The 19,322-nt window shown below is 61.8% G+C and carries 14 protein-coding genes and 2 pseudogenes; 10 read left to right on the top strand and 6 right to left on the bottom strand.

The features are described from left to right. Positions 1–32 precede the first annotated feature (32 nt). From L5014_RS32715 to phbB, 4 genes are all read left to right on the top strand, one after another. The gene (locus L5014_RS32715; protein ID WP_238467935.1) at positions 33–638 is read left to right on the top strand and encodes a hypothetical protein; all 606 of its coding nucleotides are present in this window, start codon (positions 33–35) and stop codon (positions 636–638) included. A 1,137-nt stretch (positions 639–1,775) separates the two neighbouring features. Beyond that, on the top strand, positions 1,776–2,336 hold the full coding sequence (gene phaP, locus L5014_RS32710; RefSeq protein WP_274389597.1) for a TIGR01841 family phasin: 561 nt from the start codon (positions 1,776–1,778) through the stop codon (positions 2,334–2,336). A gap of 256 nt (positions 2,337–2,592) precedes the next feature. Further along, positions 2,593–3,774, top strand: coding sequence for an acetyl-CoA C-acetyltransferase (locus L5014_RS32705; protein ID WP_238467933.1), 1,182 nt, complete (start codon positions 2,593–2,595; stop codon positions 3,772–3,774). 251 nt (positions 3,775–4,025) lie between these two features. After that, entirely contained in the window at positions 4,026–4,769 is a 744-nt protein-coding gene (gene phbB / locus L5014_RS32700) for an acetoacetyl-CoA reductase (RefSeq protein ID WP_238467932.1), read from the top strand. Between the two features lie 141 nt (positions 4,770–4,910). On the opposite strand, the gene L5014_RS32695 is transcribed toward phbB, so the two are convergent. After that, positions 4,911–6,170: an MFS transporter gene (locus L5014_RS32695; protein WP_238467931.1), complete on the bottom strand. Its 1,260-nt coding sequence runs from the start codon at positions 6,168–6,170 to the stop codon at positions 4,911–4,913. On the opposite strand from L5014_RS32695, the gene L5014_RS32690 reads away from it, so the two are divergent. Both L5014_RS32690 and L5014_RS38715 read left to right on the top strand, forming a co-directional pair. After that, a complete protein-coding gene (locus tag L5014_RS32690; protein WP_238467930.1) occupies positions 6,169–6,375 on the top strand; it encodes a hypothetical protein in 207 nt (68 codons plus the stop codon). The two genes, L5014_RS32695 and L5014_RS32690, sit on opposite strands and share 2 nt — an antisense overlap. 348 nt (positions 6,376–6,723) lie before the next feature. Further along, positions 6,724–7,464, top strand: coding sequence for an H-NS histone family protein (locus L5014_RS38715; protein WP_274389596.1), 741 nt, complete (start codon positions 6,724–6,726; stop codon positions 7,462–7,464). 401 nt (positions 7,465–7,865) lie between these two features. Here the strand turns inward: L5014_RS38715 and L5014_RS32680 are convergent, their stop codons facing one another. Next, positions 7,866–8,897 (bottom strand): ribonucleotide-diphosphate reductase subunit beta, encoded by a 1,032-nt coding sequence (locus L5014_RS32680; RefSeq protein ID WP_238467929.1) that lies wholly within the window; start codon positions 8,895–8,897, stop codon positions 7,866–7,868. Positions 8,898–8,900: 3 nt separating this feature from the next. Next, positions 8,901–10,127, bottom strand: a complete 1,227-nt coding sequence (gene ubiM, locus L5014_RS32675) for a 5-demethoxyubiquinol-8 5-hydroxylase UbiM (RefSeq protein ID WP_238467928.1) — start codon at positions 10,125–10,127, stop codon at positions 8,901–8,903. Between the two features lie 298 nt (positions 10,128–10,425). Here ubiM and L5014_RS32670 point away from each other — a divergent pair, with 298 nt between their 5' ends. From L5014_RS32670 to L5014_RS32655, 4 genes are all read left to right on the top strand, one after another. Continuing rightward, positions 10,426–11,409 (top strand): MurR/RpiR family transcriptional regulator, encoded by a 984-nt coding sequence (locus tag L5014_RS32670; protein WP_238467927.1) that lies wholly within the window; start codon positions 10,426–10,428, stop codon positions 11,407–11,409. After that, on the top strand, positions 11,406–12,494 hold the full coding sequence (locus tag L5014_RS32665) for an isoaspartyl peptidase/L-asparaginase family protein (protein WP_238467926.1): 1,089 nt from the start codon (positions 11,406–11,408) through the stop codon (positions 12,492–12,494). The genes L5014_RS32670 and L5014_RS32665 overlap by 4 nt, the downstream gene beginning before the upstream one ends. A 514-nt stretch (positions 12,495–13,008) precedes the next feature. Next, positions 13,009–13,374, top strand: coding sequence for a hypothetical protein (locus L5014_RS32660; protein WP_238467925.1), 366 nt, complete (start codon positions 13,009–13,011; stop codon positions 13,372–13,374). 322 nt (positions 13,375–13,696) lie between these two features. After that, the gene (locus L5014_RS32655) at positions 13,697–13,819 is read left to right on the top strand and encodes a SymE family type I addiction module toxin (protein WP_238467955.1); all 123 of its coding nucleotides are present in this window, start codon (positions 13,697–13,699) and stop codon (positions 13,817–13,819) included. A gap of 583 nt (positions 13,820–14,402) precedes the next feature. Here the strand turns inward: L5014_RS32655 and L5014_RS32650 are convergent. From L5014_RS32650 to L5014_RS32640, 3 genes and pseudogenes are all read right to left on the bottom strand, one after another. Next, positions 14,403–14,945, bottom strand: coding sequence for a polymorphic toxin type 22 domain-containing protein (locus L5014_RS32650; RefSeq protein WP_238467924.1), 543 nt, complete (start codon positions 14,943–14,945; stop codon positions 14,403–14,405). A 1,042-nt stretch (positions 14,946–15,987) separates the two neighbouring features. Next, positions 15,988–17,337, bottom strand: a pseudogene (locus tag L5014_RS32645) (hemagglutinin repeat-containing protein); the annotation flags it as partial. A 74-nt stretch (positions 17,338–17,411) separates the two neighbouring features. Then, positions 17,412–19,097, bottom strand: a pseudogene (locus L5014_RS32640) (filamentous hemagglutinin N-terminal domain-containing protein); the annotation flags it as partial. Positions 19,098–19,322 lie beyond the last annotated feature (225 nt).

The raw sequence follows: 19,322 nt of genomic DNA, 5'->3' as shown, positions 1-19,322 counted from the left end.
CGACGTCCAAGAACGTTTTCTTCGCGGGTTGAATGCCTGGCCGCTCAAAAATCTCCCTTCTGAAAGCGCACCTCGTCGCTTCGGGCATAATCGGGCGGAACAATAACATTTTTCCTGGGGAAGAAACGATGAGAAGTACGGGCGCTATTCTGCTGCTGTCCGCAATGCTGACGGCATGCGCAATTGAAGGCGTCGGCTTTGATGGCCGCGTCAACGCGTACCGAAACGCAGCGACGGACGGGCGCGAGTTTGCAGCACTAAATCGTGGCGCACGCGACGCTGCATGGTATGCCGGATGGTGCGCTGCTATCGAGCCGCATTTTCAGCGCATGAGTGATGTTAATGCGCGGGTCAAACGTTATTGTGCCGCTATGCAGACGCAACAGGAAGCCGCCGAAGCAATCCGTCAAGACCTGATTTCTACGTTGCTTGAGGGGGGCAAGGCGGCAGACGCGAACCGCAGCGCAGCACTCGGAGCACTCGCTATTTCCGCACAGATGCAGCAGGCCCAGGCAGCTCAGGCTCAGCAAGCACAAGCTGCGGCACTGATGTCACGGCCGCTCGTGACCGCTCCGGCCACGGCGATTCACTGCACATCGCAGCGCTTGGGTTATCAAGTTCAGACTGACTGCCAATAGTCAGGTCGTGCACCGAGACAGACCTAATGGCAGACGCACAACAAGAACCTATGAGGGCTCGCTGTGAGTACTGAAGCCGTTTCGGTAATTTCGATTGCCATATCTGGCGGCGCAGTTGTGGTGTCGTAACTGGCGCTCGGGGAAACGGAAATAGTTGGACTAGCGACGGGTTAGCTGGACTCGAAAGCACGGAATTAGCTGGATTGCCGCTCCGGCCGGTGTCAGATCTGCCTCGGGGCGTCCTGCGGCTGTATCGCGCCCGGAGATGCTGGCCGAGCCGTACTCGCTGCCGCCGGAGCGTTCGAGTCCATCTTGGCGTTAGGAGATGCGTCTTCTGACGTTGGAAGAAATAGACGTCTGAAAGGCGAGAGGCGCTCGGTGGCAGCGCTTGGGGGGCAACTGCAATCGCTGCCCTGCGATCGCTGGCGAGCGCGTATCAGGTCGCTAGACTTCTCCCCTCGACCCAACGCAACGGAATTGGCTGGAGTCCAATGCGCGGAATTGACCGGACTGCCGCGCTCGGCCGCGCTAGACGGCGCCTATGCAGCTGTTTTATTGACTGGAAAGAGCGCGGGAGATATCGGGTGTTTTCGTACGATCGTACTGGTTAGTAATCATTCGTCATCCTGATTGGTGGCGCCATTGCTGTTTTCAAGGAAAGCAATTGCGCCTCGCGCGCCGTTCCACATTCGGTTCATTGATTTTTTGCATGGACACATTAAATTTCATATTTGCGAAATCCTCGAAATCAATGTGCCGTGCAGCTTTGTGCTCAGGCTCTATTTAGAATGGGCATATCGATGTTGGGTATTTCGCGTGTTCCACCTATGGACCGCAATTCAACCAAGCTGGATACTCCGGTTTCGCACGAGCGTGCTTCTGGAGCGAATCAGCAGTTATTTCCGCGTATTCGTCTTACAAAGGCAAGTATTGAACCGGAACGCATAGATATAAGGGTTTATACCTAAGCCTTCTTCCACAAAATTGTTAAATTCTCCGCTTAGAATGAAACCTCTAATTTCACTGCCGCACTGATGCACGTGTTTCGGGCATTTCCCGGTTGCAGTGATTTGGGGTCGCGTTGGATCGTGGCCCGCAATTCATCCATTTAGCATCTCTAATCGTGAGGCATTGCCGATGACCGAGTCCGTGACTGTTTCCGCACCCGATCGTCTCCGCGCCCATTATGAAACTGGCGTCGCGGTGTTTTTTGCTCTGGCCAAGCCAGCATTCGAGAGCTTCGAAGCCACGATAGCGCTCAATATGCAGACGGCTCGCTCGGCCATTGCCGATAACGAGGCCGCGCTGAAGAGCGCGCTTCAAAGCGGTAATCCAGTGGAGCTTTTCACGCAGCAGTTGAATGCTTCGCAGCAGGCTGCTTCGAAGGCAATGTCGTATGGGCGCAAGCTTTTCGATATCGCGGCCCATACCCATTCCGAATGGACCCAGGTCGCGCAGGCGCAAACCGAGCGACAGGAGCAGTGCGTCAAAGCATTGGCCGAGCGTTTCTCGCAAGGCGCGCCCGCCGGCGCGGAGCCGTTCGTTGCCGCAATGAACTCGACGTTTAGCGCCTTCGGCACCGCTGCCGATTCCGTGCGCACGATGACCCGCCAAGCCATCCAGGCCGCGCAGGGCAGGTTCGATATGGCTGCTGCCGCAACGAAGCGGCCCACGCAAACGGGGCCGTCCGCGAACTGATCGCAACGGTGCTGACCCTTTCGGGAAGCGGCGCGGTTGCAAATCACATTTCGATTGCACTGCGCCGTCCGCTCATTTCCGCGTTTTCAATTCATACCAATACGTCGCGCATGACAATTGCGCGCATTCTTTGATTTGTCATCTTTGTGTGACATGACGCAGCTACGCTCCTTGGGAAGTAGCGGTGGCGCCGCCTTGGTTGCTATCGCTTCGCACAGCGTACCCACCATGAGTATTTTTAACGCAGGAGTGGAAATTGACTGACATTGTGATCGTTTCGGCCGCACGCACCGCGGTCGGCAAATTCGGCGGCACGCTGGCAAAGATTGCGGCGCCCGATCTGGGCGCGCTGGTCATCAAGGCGGCGCTGGAGCGCGCGGGTGTGAAGCCCGAGCAGGTGAGCGACGTGATCATGGGTCAGGTGCTGACCGCCGGTTCGGGCCAGAACGTCGCGCGCCAGGCGTCGATCAAGGCGGGGCTGCCTACGGGCGTGCCCGCGATGACGATCAACAAGGTCTGCGGCTCCGGCCTGAAGGCCGTGATGCTCGCGGCCAACGCGATTCTCGCGGGCGATTCGGAGATCGTCGTGGCCGGCGGCCAGGAAAACATGAGCGCGGCGCCGCACGTGCTGCCGGGCTCGCGCGACGGCTTTCGCATGGGCGACGCGAAGCTCGTCGACACCATGATCGTCGACGGCCTGTGGGACGTTTATAACCAGTACCACATGGGCGTGACGGCGGAAAACGTCGCGAAGGAATACGGCATCACGCGCGAAGAGCAGGATGCGTTCGCGGCGCTGTCGCAGAACAAGGCGGAAGCCGCGCAGAAGGCCGGCCGCTTCGACGCGGAAATCGTGCCGGTGCAGATTCCGCAGCGCAAGGGCGACCCGCTGCTATTCAACACCGACGAATTCGTGCGCCACGGCGTGACGGCCGATGCGCTCGCGGGCCTGAAGCCGGCGTTCTCGAAGGAAGGCACGGTGACGGCGGCGAACGCATCGGGCCTGAATGACGGCGCAGCGGCAGTGGTGGTGATGTCGGCGAAGAAGGCCGAGGCGCTGGGCCTGAAGCCGCTCGCGCGCATCAAGGCCTACGCGGCCGGCGGCGTGGACCCGAAGGTGATGGGCATGGGCCCGGTGCCGGCGTCGAAGCGCTGCCTCGAACGCGCGGGCTGGTCGGTGAACGATCTCGATCTCATGGAGATCAACGAGGCGTTCGCGGCACAGGCGCTGGCCGTGAACAAGCAGATGGGCTGGGACACGTCGAAGATCAACGTGAACGGCGGAGCGATTGCGATCGGTCACCCGATCGGCGCGTCGGGCTGCCGGATTCTGGTGACGCTGCTGCACGAAATGCAGCGCCGTGACGCGAAGCGGGGTCTCGCCTCGCTGTGCATCGGCGGCGGCATGGGCGTGGCGCTCGCGCTCGAGCGTGATTGAGTAGTGACTGAGTAGTGACTGGGCGACCGGTCAGGTCGCTCTGAAGTTAAGCGGTTTGCCCACGAGGCACGAAATATGCACTCGCGGGCAAACCGGACACGTTGCGCGCACGACTAGACCCACACAATAAAGCGCGCGATTTTGCCCGCTCCATCTTCGCCAGTGCGCGCGGAGGGCGGGCCAGGCCAGAAGTGGCGACCTTGGCCAGTCGTCACCTGAATTTTGTGATTTTTCTCTCGCGGATAGATAGCATGACTAAGCGTATTGCATTGGTAACAGGTGGGATGGGTGGTCTCGGCGAGGCAATCAGCGTCCGGTTGTACGACGCAGGTTATCAGGTCGTCGTCACGCACTCGCCGGACAACGCTGGCGCAAAGGACTGGCTGGCCAGAATGAAGGAGACGGGCCGCGATTTCCACGCCTGTTCCATCGACGTTGCCGACTACGATTCGTGCCAGCGCGGCGCGCAGAAGATCAAGAACGAAGTCGGCCCCGTCGACATTCTGATCAACAACGCCGGCATTACGCGCGACGTGACCTTCAAGAAGATGGACAAGGTCAATTGGGACATGGTCCTGCGCACGAACCTGGATTCGATCTTCAACATTTCGAAGCCGGTGTGCGATGGCATGGTCGAGCGCGGCTGGGGCCGCATCATCAATATTTCGTCGGTGAACGGCTCCAAGGGCGCCGTGGGCCAGACGAACTATGCGGCGGCGAAGGCCGGCATGCACGGCTTCACGAAATCGCTCGCGCTGGAAGTCGCCCGTAAGGGTGTGACGGTGAACACGATTTCGCCGGGCTATCTCGCCACGAAAATGGTCACCGCCATCCCGCAGGAAATCCTCGATACGAAGATCGTGCCGCAGATTCCGATGGGCCGTCTCGGCAACCCGGGTGAAGTTGCTGCGCTCGTGCTGTTCCTTTGCTCGGACGACGCCAGCTTCGTGACTGGCGCGAACATCCCGATCAACGGCGGCCAACACATGCAGTAACGTGCAGCGCTAGTCTTGCCGCGCCGCAAGCGGCGCCGGTCGTTCTGGCCGGCGTCGTTTCCGGCGTGCGCCGCCGCGCGGTGGGCGACTGCCGCGCTGGCTGATGTAGCTCTACGCAAACCCGCGCAGCCCTACGTAGCCCTACGCAGCCCTGCGTTCGAGGCCGAATGAAATCAGCAGCACACCGATCCCCAATGCGGCCAGAATCGCGCCGACCCAGCCTGTAGCGACCCATCCGAATCCGGCGGCAATCACGAGCCCGCCCAGCCATGCACCCACCGCGTTGGCGATATTGAACGCGCTGTGATTGAGCGCTGCCGCCAGCGACTGTGCATCGCCCGCCACGTCCATCAAGCGCGACTGGAACGCCGGTGTACAGGCCGACCCCGCGCCCACGCAAAACAGAATCGCCAGCATCGCCCAGAGGTGAGGCGCGGCTACCACGAACACGAGCAATACGACCGCCGCGAACGCATACATGCCGAGCATCGTGCGCTTGAGCCAGCGGTCCGCGAGCCATCCGCACGCCACGTTGCCGACGATCATGCCAAGCCCGATCAGCGCCAACGCCAAGGGCACGTGATAACGGGCGATTTGCGTCACCTGGGTAAGCGTCGACGCGACATAGCTATAGACGGAAAAGATGCCGCCAAAGCCGACTGCCGAGGCAAGCAGCGTCAACAGCACCTGTGGGCGGCCGAGCGCGCCCAGCTCGGTGAGCGGGCTCGCCTTGCCCGAAGTCGGCAGGCGCGGCACGGACCAGGCGATCATGCCCGCCGTTGCCAGCGCAATGAGGGCGACGGCCGCGAAGCAGGCTTGCCAGCCCAACGCCTGGCCGAGCCAGGTGGCCGCCGGCACGCCGATGACATTCGCCACGCTCAAGCCCAGCATCACCTTGCCGATCGCGGCGCCGCGTTTGTGCGGCGGCACGAGCGCCGCCGCGGCCAGCGCCGCGAGTCCGAAGTAAGCGCCGTGCGGCAACCCGGCGACGAAGCGGCTCGCGAGCGTGAGCGTATAACTGTGGAAGATTGCCGTCGCGCCATTGCCCATGGCGTATAGCAGCATCAGGACGATCAACAGCGCACGCCTGGGCATTTTCGCAAGCGCAACCGTGATGAGCGGCGCACCGACGACAACACCGGCTGCATAGGCGCTGATCATGTGCCCCGCTTGCGGAATCGACACGTGCAGGTCGCCGGCCATTTCAGGCAGGATGCCCATGGCCGCAAACTCCGCCGTGCCGATGGCAAAACCGCCGAGCGCGAGTGAAAGTTCGGCTAGCGCGAGCCCGTGTGGCGGCTCGACGAGGGGCGCCGTAATGGCGGCGTCGCGCGAAGCGGTGTCCAACCCGGAGGTCTCGGGGCGAATGGTAGACAGCGGAGATTCGACAGGTGCACTCATGAATGTCATTCAAAAAAACTGGGCTGCAAACCTGGCGGCAGGCTGGATGTTATCGGTAACAGATCGTGCGTATCCGCAGGGCGCTTTGCCTGGGCGCGCGCGCATTTTGAAGCCGGTGGGTATCGCAATGGTGCATGCCGGTCGTGAAGGTACCGCTTCGACCAGACACATGGCGCACGAGATTCGAAAAGGACTCGCATTCTAGATGATCTGATGTATTCGCGCCGTGCGGAGCGCAAATGACGACCCGTCATTGCGCTTTCCAGTCCAGCGCTTTGCGCTCCGAATCCAAATGAGGAACGATGCGATCGAGACGATGGCGGCTTTGCAATCGATCGGTATGTCCGCCGTTCCTGAAATTCCATGTAAACGTTCGCACACGTGAACCCCGAATTTTTCAAAACCTGTATCCTGAATCTCAAACGGACTGTGTGCGGTCCGGGTTACGGCAAGTCGCGCTAGTTGTCATCGAATGAAAGGATTCGGAAGAATTCGATGTCGAAATTGCCATGATTGGATCTGCAAATGGTCACGCTAATAGCAGCCAATTTGCATGTATTGCCGTTTTGCCGTCATAATTGTGTATGCCATGATGGCATTGCCTAAATGGGCCAAGCCAAACTTCGCCATGCAAACGAAGTTCAAACAGTTGCTTGGGGGTGAATTCCTGACCGGGAGAGTGAGTATGGTTACGTTGGACGCGATCAAGCAGAAGATCGCCAAGCTTGAGAAACAGGCGGAAGTGATCGCCGAAAAGCAATCGTCTATCGGGCTCGCGAAAATTCGCGATCTGATGCACAAGCATGGTTTGGAAGTTGCCGATATCGAACGTTTCGTCGGTAAAAGACGTGGCCGCAAGCCGGGCGTGAAGGCCGCAAATGGCGCGGCGAAAGCGCTGCATCCCAATGCGCATCCCGTCGCGCCGAAATACGCCGATCCGAAAACCGGCGCAACCTGGACCGGGCGCGGACGTGCGCCGGCCTGGATTCGCGACGTCAAGGACCGCTCGAAATTCCTGATCGCGGCAGGCTCGGCGCCCAAGGCCGCATCGGCCAAAACCACTGGCGCGAAGAAAACCGCAGTGAAACGTGCGGCGGTGAAAAAGGCCGGTGCAAAAACGGCCGCCGTGAAAAAGACGACGGCTGGCCGTGGCGCCACTTCCGCCGTCGGCACGCGCGGGCGCAAGAAAGCCGCACCCGCGAAAAAGGCTGCGGCACCGCGCAAGATGGGTGCAAGAAAAGCACGCGCAGTTGCAGCACCGGCCGCCGCGGCGCCTGCCGCAGCAGCAGTCTGACCTTGCCTGATCGACTTGCCTGATCGACGGTCCATTAAAAGCCGTCCGATAAGCCATCTGGCTAGAACTGGCGTTGCGTTGTTTCCGCGAGGAGCAGCGCAACGCCAGCTACGCCTTGCGCCGCAGATTGATTGCCGGCCGTCTTTTTCCATCGCCGTCGTTTAAACGTTTTGCAATGGTGGGCCTGATTATTTCGGCCCGCCTGCATGTCATTGAGACGAGCCCTTCCATTGCATTAGACAATATCGTCTCGAGCCATCGCATCAATGTGCTGGTGGGCGATTTTTATCGACAGTGCCTGAAAGGCATGCGTAATCGGCGCCCCCCGCCGGCGCGCCTTGCGCGCGTCCCAACCCGTGATGGACGGGGCGTCGTGAAAACGCCCGTCCATTACGGCCCGCCTAATTCCAGTCCAGCGCGCCGCCCGTCTGGTACTCCGTCACGCGCGTTTCGAAGAAGTTTTTCTCCTTGCGCAGGTTCGCCTGTTCGTCGAGCCAGGGAAGCACGTTCTCCGCGCCTGGAAACGGCGCGGGCATGCCCAGTTGTCCCGCGCGACGGTTGGCGATGTGACGGAACTGCGCGCAGTGCAGATCGGCGGAGTAGCCCAGTATCGGCTCGCGCAGGATGTAGCCCGCGTAAGCGGCTTCGGCCGCATCGGCCTCGTCCCAGATTTGCTGCACGGCGCGCGGATCGAGCTGCAGGTTTTCCTCTTCGAGCAATTGCCGGATCACGCGGATGCCGAAGCCGCAATGCAGCACCTCATCGCGCATGATGTACTGGAATTGCTGCGCGGTCGCTTTCATCAAGCCTCGCCGCTGGAGCGCGAATACCGGCGTAAAGCCGTTATAGAACCAGCAGCCCTCGAATACCGCGGCAAAGAACAGGTAGGCGAGCGCGAACTCGTGCAGCGTATCGCGGTTCGTGAGGTCGAGGCCGGGCGCGAGGATGCGCTCCAGTCGCCGGTTCGCCAGCGCGATCTTGGCATGGATCTCCGGCACGACACGATAGCGGTTGTAGATCTCCTGCTGATCCAGCCCGAGCGTCTCGATGCAATGCTGATAGGTCCAGGTGTGCAGCGCTTCTTCGTAGACCTGGCGCGCCTGATAGATCTGCAATTCGGGCGCTGTCATTTTTTCCATCACCGCGAGCCCGATATTGCGCATGGCGAGAATATCGGACGTGGTGAGGTATGCGAGCACATTCTCGAATACGTGCCGCTCGTTGGCGGTGAGGTGCTGCTGGTAATCGTGCACGTCGTCGCTCATGGAAATTTCGAGCGGCGTCCAGTGATTGCGGTTTGCGTTGAGAAAACACTCCCACGCCCACGGATAACGAAATGGCGCGAGCTGGTTGATGTCTCCGCGACCATTCACGACGCGCTTGTCCTCGGCGCGCGTGGCTGCTTTCTGCGAATCCGTTTTGCAAGCGGTCATGGCTTAGAGCCCTCCCGCAAGGTAAGCGGCAACGCCTCGTTTGAAGGGGTGAAGACGCTCGCCCGCGCGCAGCAGAACGTCTCTGGCCAGGCGCGCCGGCAGATGATCGCGTGTGTAGATCGACGCGATCATGCCGGTGATCAGATACAGCGGACGTGTCTTCAGACGGTGCTTGTGCTCGTAGCGCCGCAGGATCGCATCGGTGGCGAAGTCGCGCCCGGCGAGGCAAGCTTCGCGGATGGCGCCCGCGAGGCTCTCGACGCCCGACAAGCCAAAGTTGAAGCCGTGCGCGGTGACCGGATGCATGCCCACCGCTGCGTCGCCTACCGCCGCGAAGCGCGTGGCGACGAAGCGCTCCGGATAGACCCCGACCAGCGGATAGGCGTGACGCGTCGTGACCAGCGCCATGTTGCCGAGCCGATGGTCGAAGCGCCGCTCGATTTCGCTGGCGAACGTGTGCGCGTCCGTTTGCTTGAGCCGCTCGATTTCCCGGCCCGTGAGCGTGAGCACCACGGAAGACTGAAATGCGCCGGACTCCGGGTGCGGATTCATCGGCAGCAACGCGAGCGTCTGGCCATAGCCAAACCATTCCCACGCGGCGTGATGATGCGGCTTTTCGTGCGTCATGCCGCAAACCAGCATGGTCTTGCCGAAGTCGCGCATGTGCGCGGAGATTCCCATCATGCGGCGGGTCGCGAAGAACCGGCTGTCCGCAGCAACGATCAGGCGCGTGGCGATAGACTCGCCGTTTTCGAGCTGCACGGTGGCGCAGTCGTCGTCGGACTTGACGCCGATAACGCGCTCGGATGTCCGGATTTCGATGTTTGCGGCATCTTTCCTGGCGCATTGCACTGCTTCAAACGCGGCCTTGCGAATCTGATGATTGGCGACCAGCCAGCCGAGTTCTTCGTGCGGGCTCAGCTCACGCCCGATTTCGAGTGCATACGACGATTTCCCGTTGTACACCCGCGCGTCGAGCAGACGCGACTTCGCCTGGCTCTCGATACGCTCCCATAAACCGAGCCGGTTCAGTACGCCAACGGATTTATGCGTGAGTGCGATTTCGCGCCCGTCAAATTCAGGATTGCGAATTTCCTCATCGCGCTGCTGGTCGACGACAACGATTTTCAGGCCTGTTTCAGCGAGCGAACGGGCGAAGCACAGACCCGCCGGCCCCGCACCCACAACGACGATATCGGCTTTCACCGGGTTCCCCTCATCGATAGTCATTTCACCAACGTTGCGCGCGCCACGAACGTCATGCGGCGCGCAGCGAACGTCACCATGCCCTTATGCGAATGCGGTCACGGCGCTCAAAGCGGTCGACGCGTCGATACCGGCACGGGCGACCGGCAATCTATCGCGGAAAGCAGCGCAGCCACCAGCGACCGATTGCCCTGCATCGGGCAGCGCGCTGTTCAGCGATTGCTTACCTGGGAAAAACCCTCGACGTAATGAAAACAAATTTTCAGATGCGGCTATGCGTGTAATTATATTTACATCATGACACTGACAATCCAGGTTCCGCATGACCGCACGGTCGCCTAAGCCCACGCTCCCCGATGCAGAGATCGTCGCCCGCCTGAGCGCGGCGATGCCGGATCTCACTCCCGGTCATCGGCGCATGGCCGAGTATGTGCTGGCGAATCTGTTCCAGTCGGCGACCATGCGCATCGACGAACTGGCGAGTGCGGTGGGCGCGTCCGTGGCAACGGCGAACCGCTTCGCGCGCGCGCTGGGCTTCGACGGCTATCCCGCGTTTCGCGAAGCGCTCGTGCGCGGCTTCGAGGCCACGCTAGCGCCGGTCGAGCGGCTGCGCACGGCGCAGGAATCGCCCACCCGCGGTGCCGAGTTGTTCGGCGCTTCGCTCGAACAGGCCGAGGTCAATCTCCGCGCTTCGCGTCAGTCGATCGACAGCGCGGCGGCAACCGCCGCCGTCGACGCCATCATGAACGCGCGGCGCGTCTTTATCGTGGGCTCCGGGACGAGCGCGTTTCTCGCAGGGCTCATGGAGCTCGCGCTCCTGCCGTATCTCGACAATGTCCAGTCGCTTTCGACCATCGGCGGCCCGACGCATGCCGCGCGCCGCCTGTTCGGCGCCGGCAGCGAAGACCTCTTGATCGGCATTGCCTTTCCGCGCTACGTCGACGACACCATCAAGCTCTCGCGTCGCGCCGCGCATCTCGGCGTGCGCGTGCTCGCGCTCACCGACAGCAGCGAGTCGCCGCTCGCGCGCTTTGCCGATCTCATGCTGCTGGTGCGCGCGGAACGCCGGCTCGCCGCGAACTCGGAGGCCGCGGTGCTGGCCGTGATCGAGGCGCTCTGCGATGCCGTGGCGTTGCGCGCGAAGCATTCGGTCGAGGCCGCGGCCACCATCACGGAGTCGGTGCTGCCATGGCTCACGCCGGAGTCCGCCGTTTCGGCCGCCGCGCGGCTTCCCGCGACGGCGCCTGCGAACGCTGCTTCCCGCAAGTCATCCCGCGCGCCTTCCCGTCTCAGGAGCAAGTCATGAATCCCAGCGCAGTCATTGCCATTCACGGCGGAGCCGGCACGATCCTGCGCACCGCGATGGCGCCCGACGTCGAAGCCGAATACCTCGCTGCCGAATACCTCGCTGCGCTGAAACGCATTCTGGAAGCGGGGCAGCAGATTCTCGCCGAAGGCGGCAGTGCGCTCGATGCGGTTACCGAGGCGGTGCGCCTGCTCGAAGAGTGTCCGTTCTTCAACGCGGGCCACGGCTCGGTATTCACGGCCGCCGGCACTCACGAACTGGACGCCTCGATCATGGATGGCCGCACGCTCGAAGCCGGCGCGGTATGCAGCGTGAAGCGCGTGCGCAATCCGGTGCTCGCCGCGCGCCGCGTGCTCGAATGCAGCGAGCACGTACTGTTTGCGGGCGAGGGCGCGGAAGCGTTCGCTGCGGCGCAGGGGCTCGAATTCGTCGAACCGGGCTACTTTCATACCGACGCGCGCTACCGCCAGTGGCAACTCGCGTGTGGGCAGCAGCGCGCGATGCTCGACCATGACGGCGCGACGCTCGCGGCGGGTGGGGTGGCTGTGGCGGGTGGGGTGGCTGTGGCGGGTGGGGTGGGTGTGGCAAACGCGGCGGCGGCGGACCCGGTAGCGGACAAAGCCGCGACGGGCGCGGACGACCTGCCGCACGAGCCGATCGATCCGAACCGCAAGCACGGCACGGTGGGCGCGGTCGCGCTCGACGCTCACGGGCACGTGGCCGCCGCCACCTCGACGGGCGGCATCACCAACAAGCAGCCGGGCCGTGTGGGCGACACGCCGCTGATCGGCGCGGGCTGTTACGCCGACGACGCCACTTGCGCCGTTTCCACGACCGGCTCGGGCGAAATGTTCATGCGCATGGTCGCGGCCTACGACGTGGCCGCGCAGATGCAATATCGCGGCGCGACGCTCGCCGACGCCGCAGCGAACGTCGTGATGGAGCGGCTGCCGCGCATCGACGGCCGGGGCGGCTTGATCGCCGTGGACGCGCTCGGCAACGTCACGCTGCCCTTCAATACCGAGGGCATGTATCGCGGCTATGCCCGCGTGGGAGACGCGCCCGTCGTGGCGATTTATCGATAAAGCAGCGGCGGCGAGCGCCGGAATGGCGCGGCATTTGAGCGCATCCGCGCACGCGGTTCACACCGATGCGCGCACGGATACGCACTCGATACGCACCCGGATATGTACTCGATACGTACCCGATACGCGCACAGCGGAGCCGCCGCGTGTCCGTATCTGCGAACGCATACCCAGAAGCGCGCTGGCCGATCTGTTCGCGCAGTGGCCGCAGATAGAGCGCGTGTGCGCTTCCATGCCGCGTTTTACGACGCCTTCGGCCGAGCGTCTCGCGCGCATGCTCAACTGCCTGTCCCCCATGTCGGCCGTGCTGCGTTGAACCGAGGCTCGCGGTAGTTGGCTCAGCTAGCCGGCCCAGCTAGCCGGTTCACGTAGACGATCCATTTTGAGACGACCGGACCGCTACTCGGGTTAGCGTTGCCCACGCGCGCGCGAACGAAAATACGTGTTGCGCGCGCCGGCCGGGGGCCCCATCGAAAATGCCTGCCATCCCTGGCTGCAAGGCAGGCTTTCCACAATGGAGACCGGCATGCGTGAGAGAGGGGAAGTAGCAGCACGGCTGATCGATGTGATGCAAGAGGGGATCTGTGGAACCGCAACGGAGCTCGCGGCGCGCGTGAGGATCGATGCGCGCAGTGTGCGAGCCGTCTTGCGCATGTGGCTCGACGCGGGGATCGTGCATGTGGTCGACGACGTCGTCCCCGGCCGTGCGCGCGTATTTCGCTATGGCGGGACTGCGCCGCCATCCAGTCGCTTGCCCGGCGCCATGCCGGAAAGATCTCGCCGGGGACCCACGGTTCCCATCGACCGCTGGCCCCAGCTGGATTCGGACGTGGCCGCCGCAGTCGACGCGATGGTGCGCGTGCGTGGGTCTGCGCGATGAAGTCAGCAGCGATACCGTTATAGGCGGCCGGGACAACATCATGCACGTCGCCAGCCGTCAGCATTGCGCCGTAGTAGATCGCGCCGTTGTATTCGATTTATGCGACGCTGTTTGCTGACGGCCACACATAGCGGTAGCCACCGAGCGACTGAATTGTCCCGCCCGCAACCGCCTGCACGCTTTCCAGCGAAGCCTGGAAACGTCCTGCGTGTTGACTGTCACCTGATAGAGCGGTGTCGACATGCCCTGCATTCCCAACTCATATCCTTGGGACAACTTCGCGACGTGAACGGATCCAACGTACCGGAAGCCCTGGCCGGCAATCGCGAACGGCACCGACAGGTTCAAGCTCTCCGGGCGATGGCTTGAACTTGCAGGCTTCGAGGCCGGGCAGCGTGTGAGGATCGAGGTGCACGACGGCAGGCTCGTCACCACGCCGGACTGAACAGCACTGCAAACAACAACCCCAGCTCAAGGCTGGGTTTGTTGTTTCAATGTGCCAGAACGAGTTTATAAATCCAGATGCAGGCAATCAGCGTAAATCCAATAACGATGGCAACCCAGTAGATTGTCTTTTGACCTTTACTCAGCTTCTCGTATTGGCCCGGTTTGAACGATGGTCCAGCCATATCGGCCCCTCTACTTTCTCATGTCAAACCCATAACTAATGGGATTCACTGCGGTACCCGGCGGGAAGCTAAGACCATACTCAATGGAGGTTTGTCCACCATACGCATGACTGATCCCACCACCTGCACCAATGGCAGGGAAGCCAGGAACAGGTCCGAACGTTGACACATTAGCACCGCCGCCGGCCAAGTACGAGCTAGTACCGTGGGTCGAGCCGCTGACGAAACTCCCGACGCACGATTGAGAAGCACTTTAGCTAAAGAGTTTTTCGATCACTGCACTTCCTATAACTAACGCGACTACGCAAATAAAGATCCAGTAAAAGATCTTTTGCCGTTTGCTCATTCGCGCCCACTGCTCTGGCGTGGGCCCTCCACCGCTCGCCATTCAAGCCTCCGTCACTTGTTGACACCCAGCGGAGCAGAATGCCCCCAAGGCATTACGCCGTAAGTCTTGCCACCGGGCGACCCCAAACCAAGCTCAAGAGCTGTTCCGCCTCCATACGCATGCGTTATCGCACCAAACACGTTGACACCGACAGGAGTGGGAATCGAAACGAAGTACTGGATTCCATCTCCATTCATGAAGGAATTTGTTGCGCTCGCATCATGTGCTCCAAATATCCACCCCAATGTCACGGTTCCACTCGGCATCCAAGATACGGCCAATGGATTTGTCATAGCAACTCCACCACCAATATAACGCTGACCATCGTACCGATTTGCGGAGAACGTTCCATTCGCTGATAGTACGCTCCCATTTACAGTCGCGTAATTTGGCTGGAGAGTCCCTGCAGCCGCCTCCGCATTCGCTCCCTGCGCATTGATCGCTGCCATCACCAGCGATTCACTGCACGGGCTCGTGCCACTACACACCTGTGTAAGCAGATCATTCTTCTTGCGGTGCAGACTCTGGTTATAGAGTTCGACGTTCGACGCCATCGCTGCGCCTGCGCTGCCGCCCACGAGCAGGCCACCCACGCCCACAGCCACGTTCGCGGCAAGGTTGCCGATCTCACGCCGTTCGAGATCAGGTCGAGTTGATCGGCCATTTTCGCGGCTAGCCCAGCGCCCGCTGCACCGCCAATCGCACCGAAAGCATTGCCTCCGCCAAGACCGCCAATCAGTGCGCCCCGGCGATATGGAGTGCCGCGCGTTTATCACCCCCCTCGGCCCAGCCGGGGTTATTGTCAGTGGTCACCGTCGCCCACAGAACCTTGGTTACACACTCGCTTTCCCGACGCCACAATCTCCTTTACTAGCTTATACGTGATCGCCACAAATAGAATCACATAGAGCGGCATGCCCGCCAACGCGGGCCTCCAGCCAGCACCTTGCGCCATCGACACGCCCGCAAAGGCGGCAACGATTCCTAATAGCGATAGATAAGCCTTTATGTACCGTCGCGTCATTGATGCTGATTCTTTTCTTTTCATTATTTAGAGGTACTGTTCTGGACAGCGTTTTGAACTGGACCACTTGCTCCCTGAATCATTTGGTTTAGGAGATTGCCCAATGCTCCAGGGAAGATAATCTGTGCTCCAGCACCGATAGCTGTCGCAATCGTAGCGGCAGCCGCAGCGCCATTCGGATTACTTCCCGTCATCCCCGCCGTACCAAATGCACTCACGCCCGCCACCGCTGCGTTATACCCGGTGGCTGCAATCTTTCCAGCCGTTCCCATTCCGGCTATTGCAGCGTTTCCGATCGCAAGAGGGTAGCTCAAACCGCCAACCACCCCAGCAATATACGAGTTCGTCACGCTGGGCTCGTCCCTGGTCAGTCCCGTCGCATAACTGTAAAGACTTCCAGCGTAGTCAAGGCCACCTGCAAGTGCCGCAGCCATCACCGCTTCGGGCCCGAGAGCAATCACAGCGGTAGCCGGAGCACCGTAAATGGCCGCCGTCTTCATGTTTTCCGAGGCCGCTGCCGCATTATCCCCCTGCGCCTGAATCGCCGCATTCAGCGTCGCCTCGTTACATTGCCCCGTCGCCGGACACACCTGCGCTACCAGGTCATTCTTCTTCCGATGCAGACTCTGGTTATAGAGTTCGACGTTCGACGCCATCGCCGCGCCTGCGCCTCCGCCCACGAGCACACCACCCACGCCCGCCGCAACGTTCGCGGCAAGATTGCCCAGCAGCTCCGAACCTGTCGCAGATCCCACGCCCTTCGAGATCTGGTCCAGTTGATCGGCCATTTTCGCGGCCAGTCCCGCGCCCGCTGCACCGCCAACCGCGCCGAAAGCACCGCCGCCGAGTCCGCCAATCAGTGCGCCGCCGGCGATATGGAGTGCCGCGCGCTTGTCGCCACCCTCGGCCCACGACTTCGATTCCGCAACGGCCGCCTTATACGCCTCAACATCGCCAGACTCCAGCGCTGCCTCAGCGGCCTTGTCGGCGGCATCCTTCTTCCCCTCCGCATACGCGCCAATCCCCTGAGCGACAGCCTGTCCTGCCGCCTGTGCGGCCTGCATCGTGTCGGCCTGCTGGTTGAGCATGTCATTCACGTCCGGCGCGTTCGCGACCTTGCCGTTCGCGTTCGCCGCGTCGCGGCTCAGTGTCTCGACGTCCTGCTTCTGGTTCGCTTCGTCCGTGACGTTGATCGTTCCAGCGCTGACCGCACTGCGCGTCGTCGCGCTCTGGTCGCCGCTCTCGTTCTGCGGAATCATCGGCACGACGCCACCCGTGCCCGGAACGGAGCCGGGGCCGACTGCCTTACCGCCCGAGCCCGTCGATGCCGCGATGCCGTAAGAGCCACCGATACTGTTCGCGGAGTAGTGCGACTTGTTCTCCACGTCGTTGAAAGTAAGCGTGCCTGTCGTCAGGCTGTTCTTCTGCGCGTCTGCCGTGCTGGAAATCACCGCGCCCGTCAGCCCCGTATTGCCTTTGACGTTCACGTTGAAACCGCCGTCGCCCGCGTACAGACCCGCCTGTTCGTTCACGCCCGCGTAGGTGCCGTCCGCGTGGCCTCGCTGCGCTGTCACGCTTGCGCTCGCGCCACCGTACTGCGTGATAGTGACGCCGCCGCCAGAACTGCTCTGGTGCGCCGCGCTCGCGGTCGTGTCCTGGATGCTCGTCACGTTCAGGTTGCCGCCCACGTCCGCCGAAATATGTCTGCCGGCGATCTGCGAGCCAGTCACATGGGTATCGCCGCCCGATATCACCGATACGCTATTCGCGCCCGTGACGTGTGAAGCGTTTTGAATGCTCGCATCGCTGTTCGCATCGCCGTGCGCGTTCGACATCGCTGCCGAGATTCCAAAGCCGCCGCCTGTCGTCCATTGCACACCAACGCTTGCGCTGTTCGATGAATTCGAAGATCGCGTTGAATCTTCGCACCGATATATCCGCCCGCGCTGTTGTCGAGCGACGCGACCGTTAGCGCCGCGCCGGTCTGGGCAGCAAACGTGCCGCCTCGATTCGAGGTCGCACCCGCGCTCACATCGAGTGCGCCGTTCGTGGCAATCGTGCCGTTGTCGTTCGAAAGTGTGTCCGTGCGGGCCGTGAGCGTGCCTGTGCCGGCATTCGCGATGGTGCCGTCGTCGTTCACGAGCGATGCCGCGCCGAGCGAAAAATTCGTGGCGTTGCTCAGCAGGGAACCGTTGGCGTTGTCGAGCGTGCCCGATACGTCGACCGTGGTGTCGCCCGTGCCGGTCTGCGTGATGCTGCCACCGCGATTCATGAGGTTCGCGGCGTGCAGTGCGAGCTGGCCCGCGCTGACCATGCCGTAGCTGTTGTCGAACGTTTCCGCCGAAAGAACAAGCAGACGGCCGGCCGAAAGCTGGCCGTTGTTTGCGAGCGTGGTGCCGGCCGAAAGCGTCATGTTGCCGTTGGCGGCGAGCGTGCCGCTGCTGAAAAGCGCCTGCACGGCCGTAGCAATCAGGCTCTGGACGGCCGTGATGGAACCCGTATTCGCGATCTGTCCGGCCTGCAAGGCGACGTTGCCATTGCCGCCGATGGTGCCGCCCGCGCCGTTGTTCAGCGCGCCGCCCGTGGTCGCGCTGACGTTCTGCTGCGCGTAGGTCGTGCCGCTGTTGTCGATGCCGTCGCGTGCACTCGCGCTGATGTTGCCGCTTGCGTTCGTCTGGCCGGCGAGTACGAGCTTGCCGGCCGATGTGAGTACAAGATCACCGGCATTCGCTGCGACGATGCCCTTGAGGGACACCCCAACGCCTAACTCCGAGCCAGCCAGAACGATACGGTTTGCGTACATGCCGCCGAGACTGCTCACGTCGATGGAGACACCCGGCGCGGGGCCGTCGCCTGCAATCGGCGTGGCTGCGAGCGTGTCGTGATTGATGTTGTTCGCGCCCGCGATGACGTTCAGGTTCTTCGCGTAGATGGCGGAATTCGCCTGTACGGCGCGCGCCAGCAAATCGACCTGGTCCACGTTCGAGACGTTCATTCCCGCGCCACTGACCGTGATGGTGCCGCCCGTCACGTTGAAGCCCGAGACCGAACCATCGGCTGCATAGTTCGGCGTACCGGTCGTGAGAATTGCTCGACTGGTATTGATGAAGGCGCCGCCGTTGACAGCAATGCCTGACGGATTCGCGAGAATCATTTCCGCGCGCTGGCCAGCAATTTCGAGCGCCCCGTTCAGTTGCGAAGCGGTCGGACTGTTGACCTGGTTGACGATGACCTTCGCGGCCTGCCCCGGACCGAAGTTTGGATTGCCGTTGATCATCCCGGCCTGCTGCGTCTGGACGATGGCCGGCGAGTTGTTCACGATTGCGCCGCGCGCCTGGACATCAAAGCGGTTGTACGTGTTGACCGAAACGCCCGCGCCAGAAGGCCGGTTAATGTTGACCTGATCGAGCCCGTTCTGAGTCTGGATGACGTTCGGCGCGCGTGCGCCGCCGCCGACGATCTGCGCAAAAATCGGCATCGCGCCGAGTAATGCAAATGCGGCAAACGCGGCAAACGCGATTTGTTGCAGCGTGAATAGCGCGCGGCGAACCACGGTGTGCTGCGATCCAGCGTGCGTCTGTCCAGCCTGCTTCCCCGCCGCCGTCGCCGTCGCCGTTTCCCCGACCGCGACAAGCATTCCCCGCTTCTTGCTGAACACGAGGCGGTGCCGATTCCTGTTCATGCCTGCCTTTCATGATTGTATTTTTAACAACCGGGAAGTTAGCGTCCCGAAAGGCGGCGGGTACTGCGGTGCATCGTGGAAACCACAGGACCGCGAGGTCCGACAGGGCAATCGCATGAAGCTCAAAGGCCGAGGATCTTCTCGCGGTACGGATCACTGGCGCTGGCTTTGAGCCTTCGGTTTTTCAGCCCAGCTTTCGTGGTCGTATCTCGTTTGAGCAGATTC

The sequence above is a fragment of the Paraburkholderia tagetis genome, assembly GCF_022213065.1.
GTDB classification, from domain to species: domain Bacteria; phylum Pseudomonadota; class Gammaproteobacteria; order Burkholderiales; family Burkholderiaceae; genus Paraburkholderia; species Paraburkholderia tagetis.
Note: the sequence above shows the minus strand (reverse complement) of the source record. Positions and strands in the feature narration are given on the sequence as shown.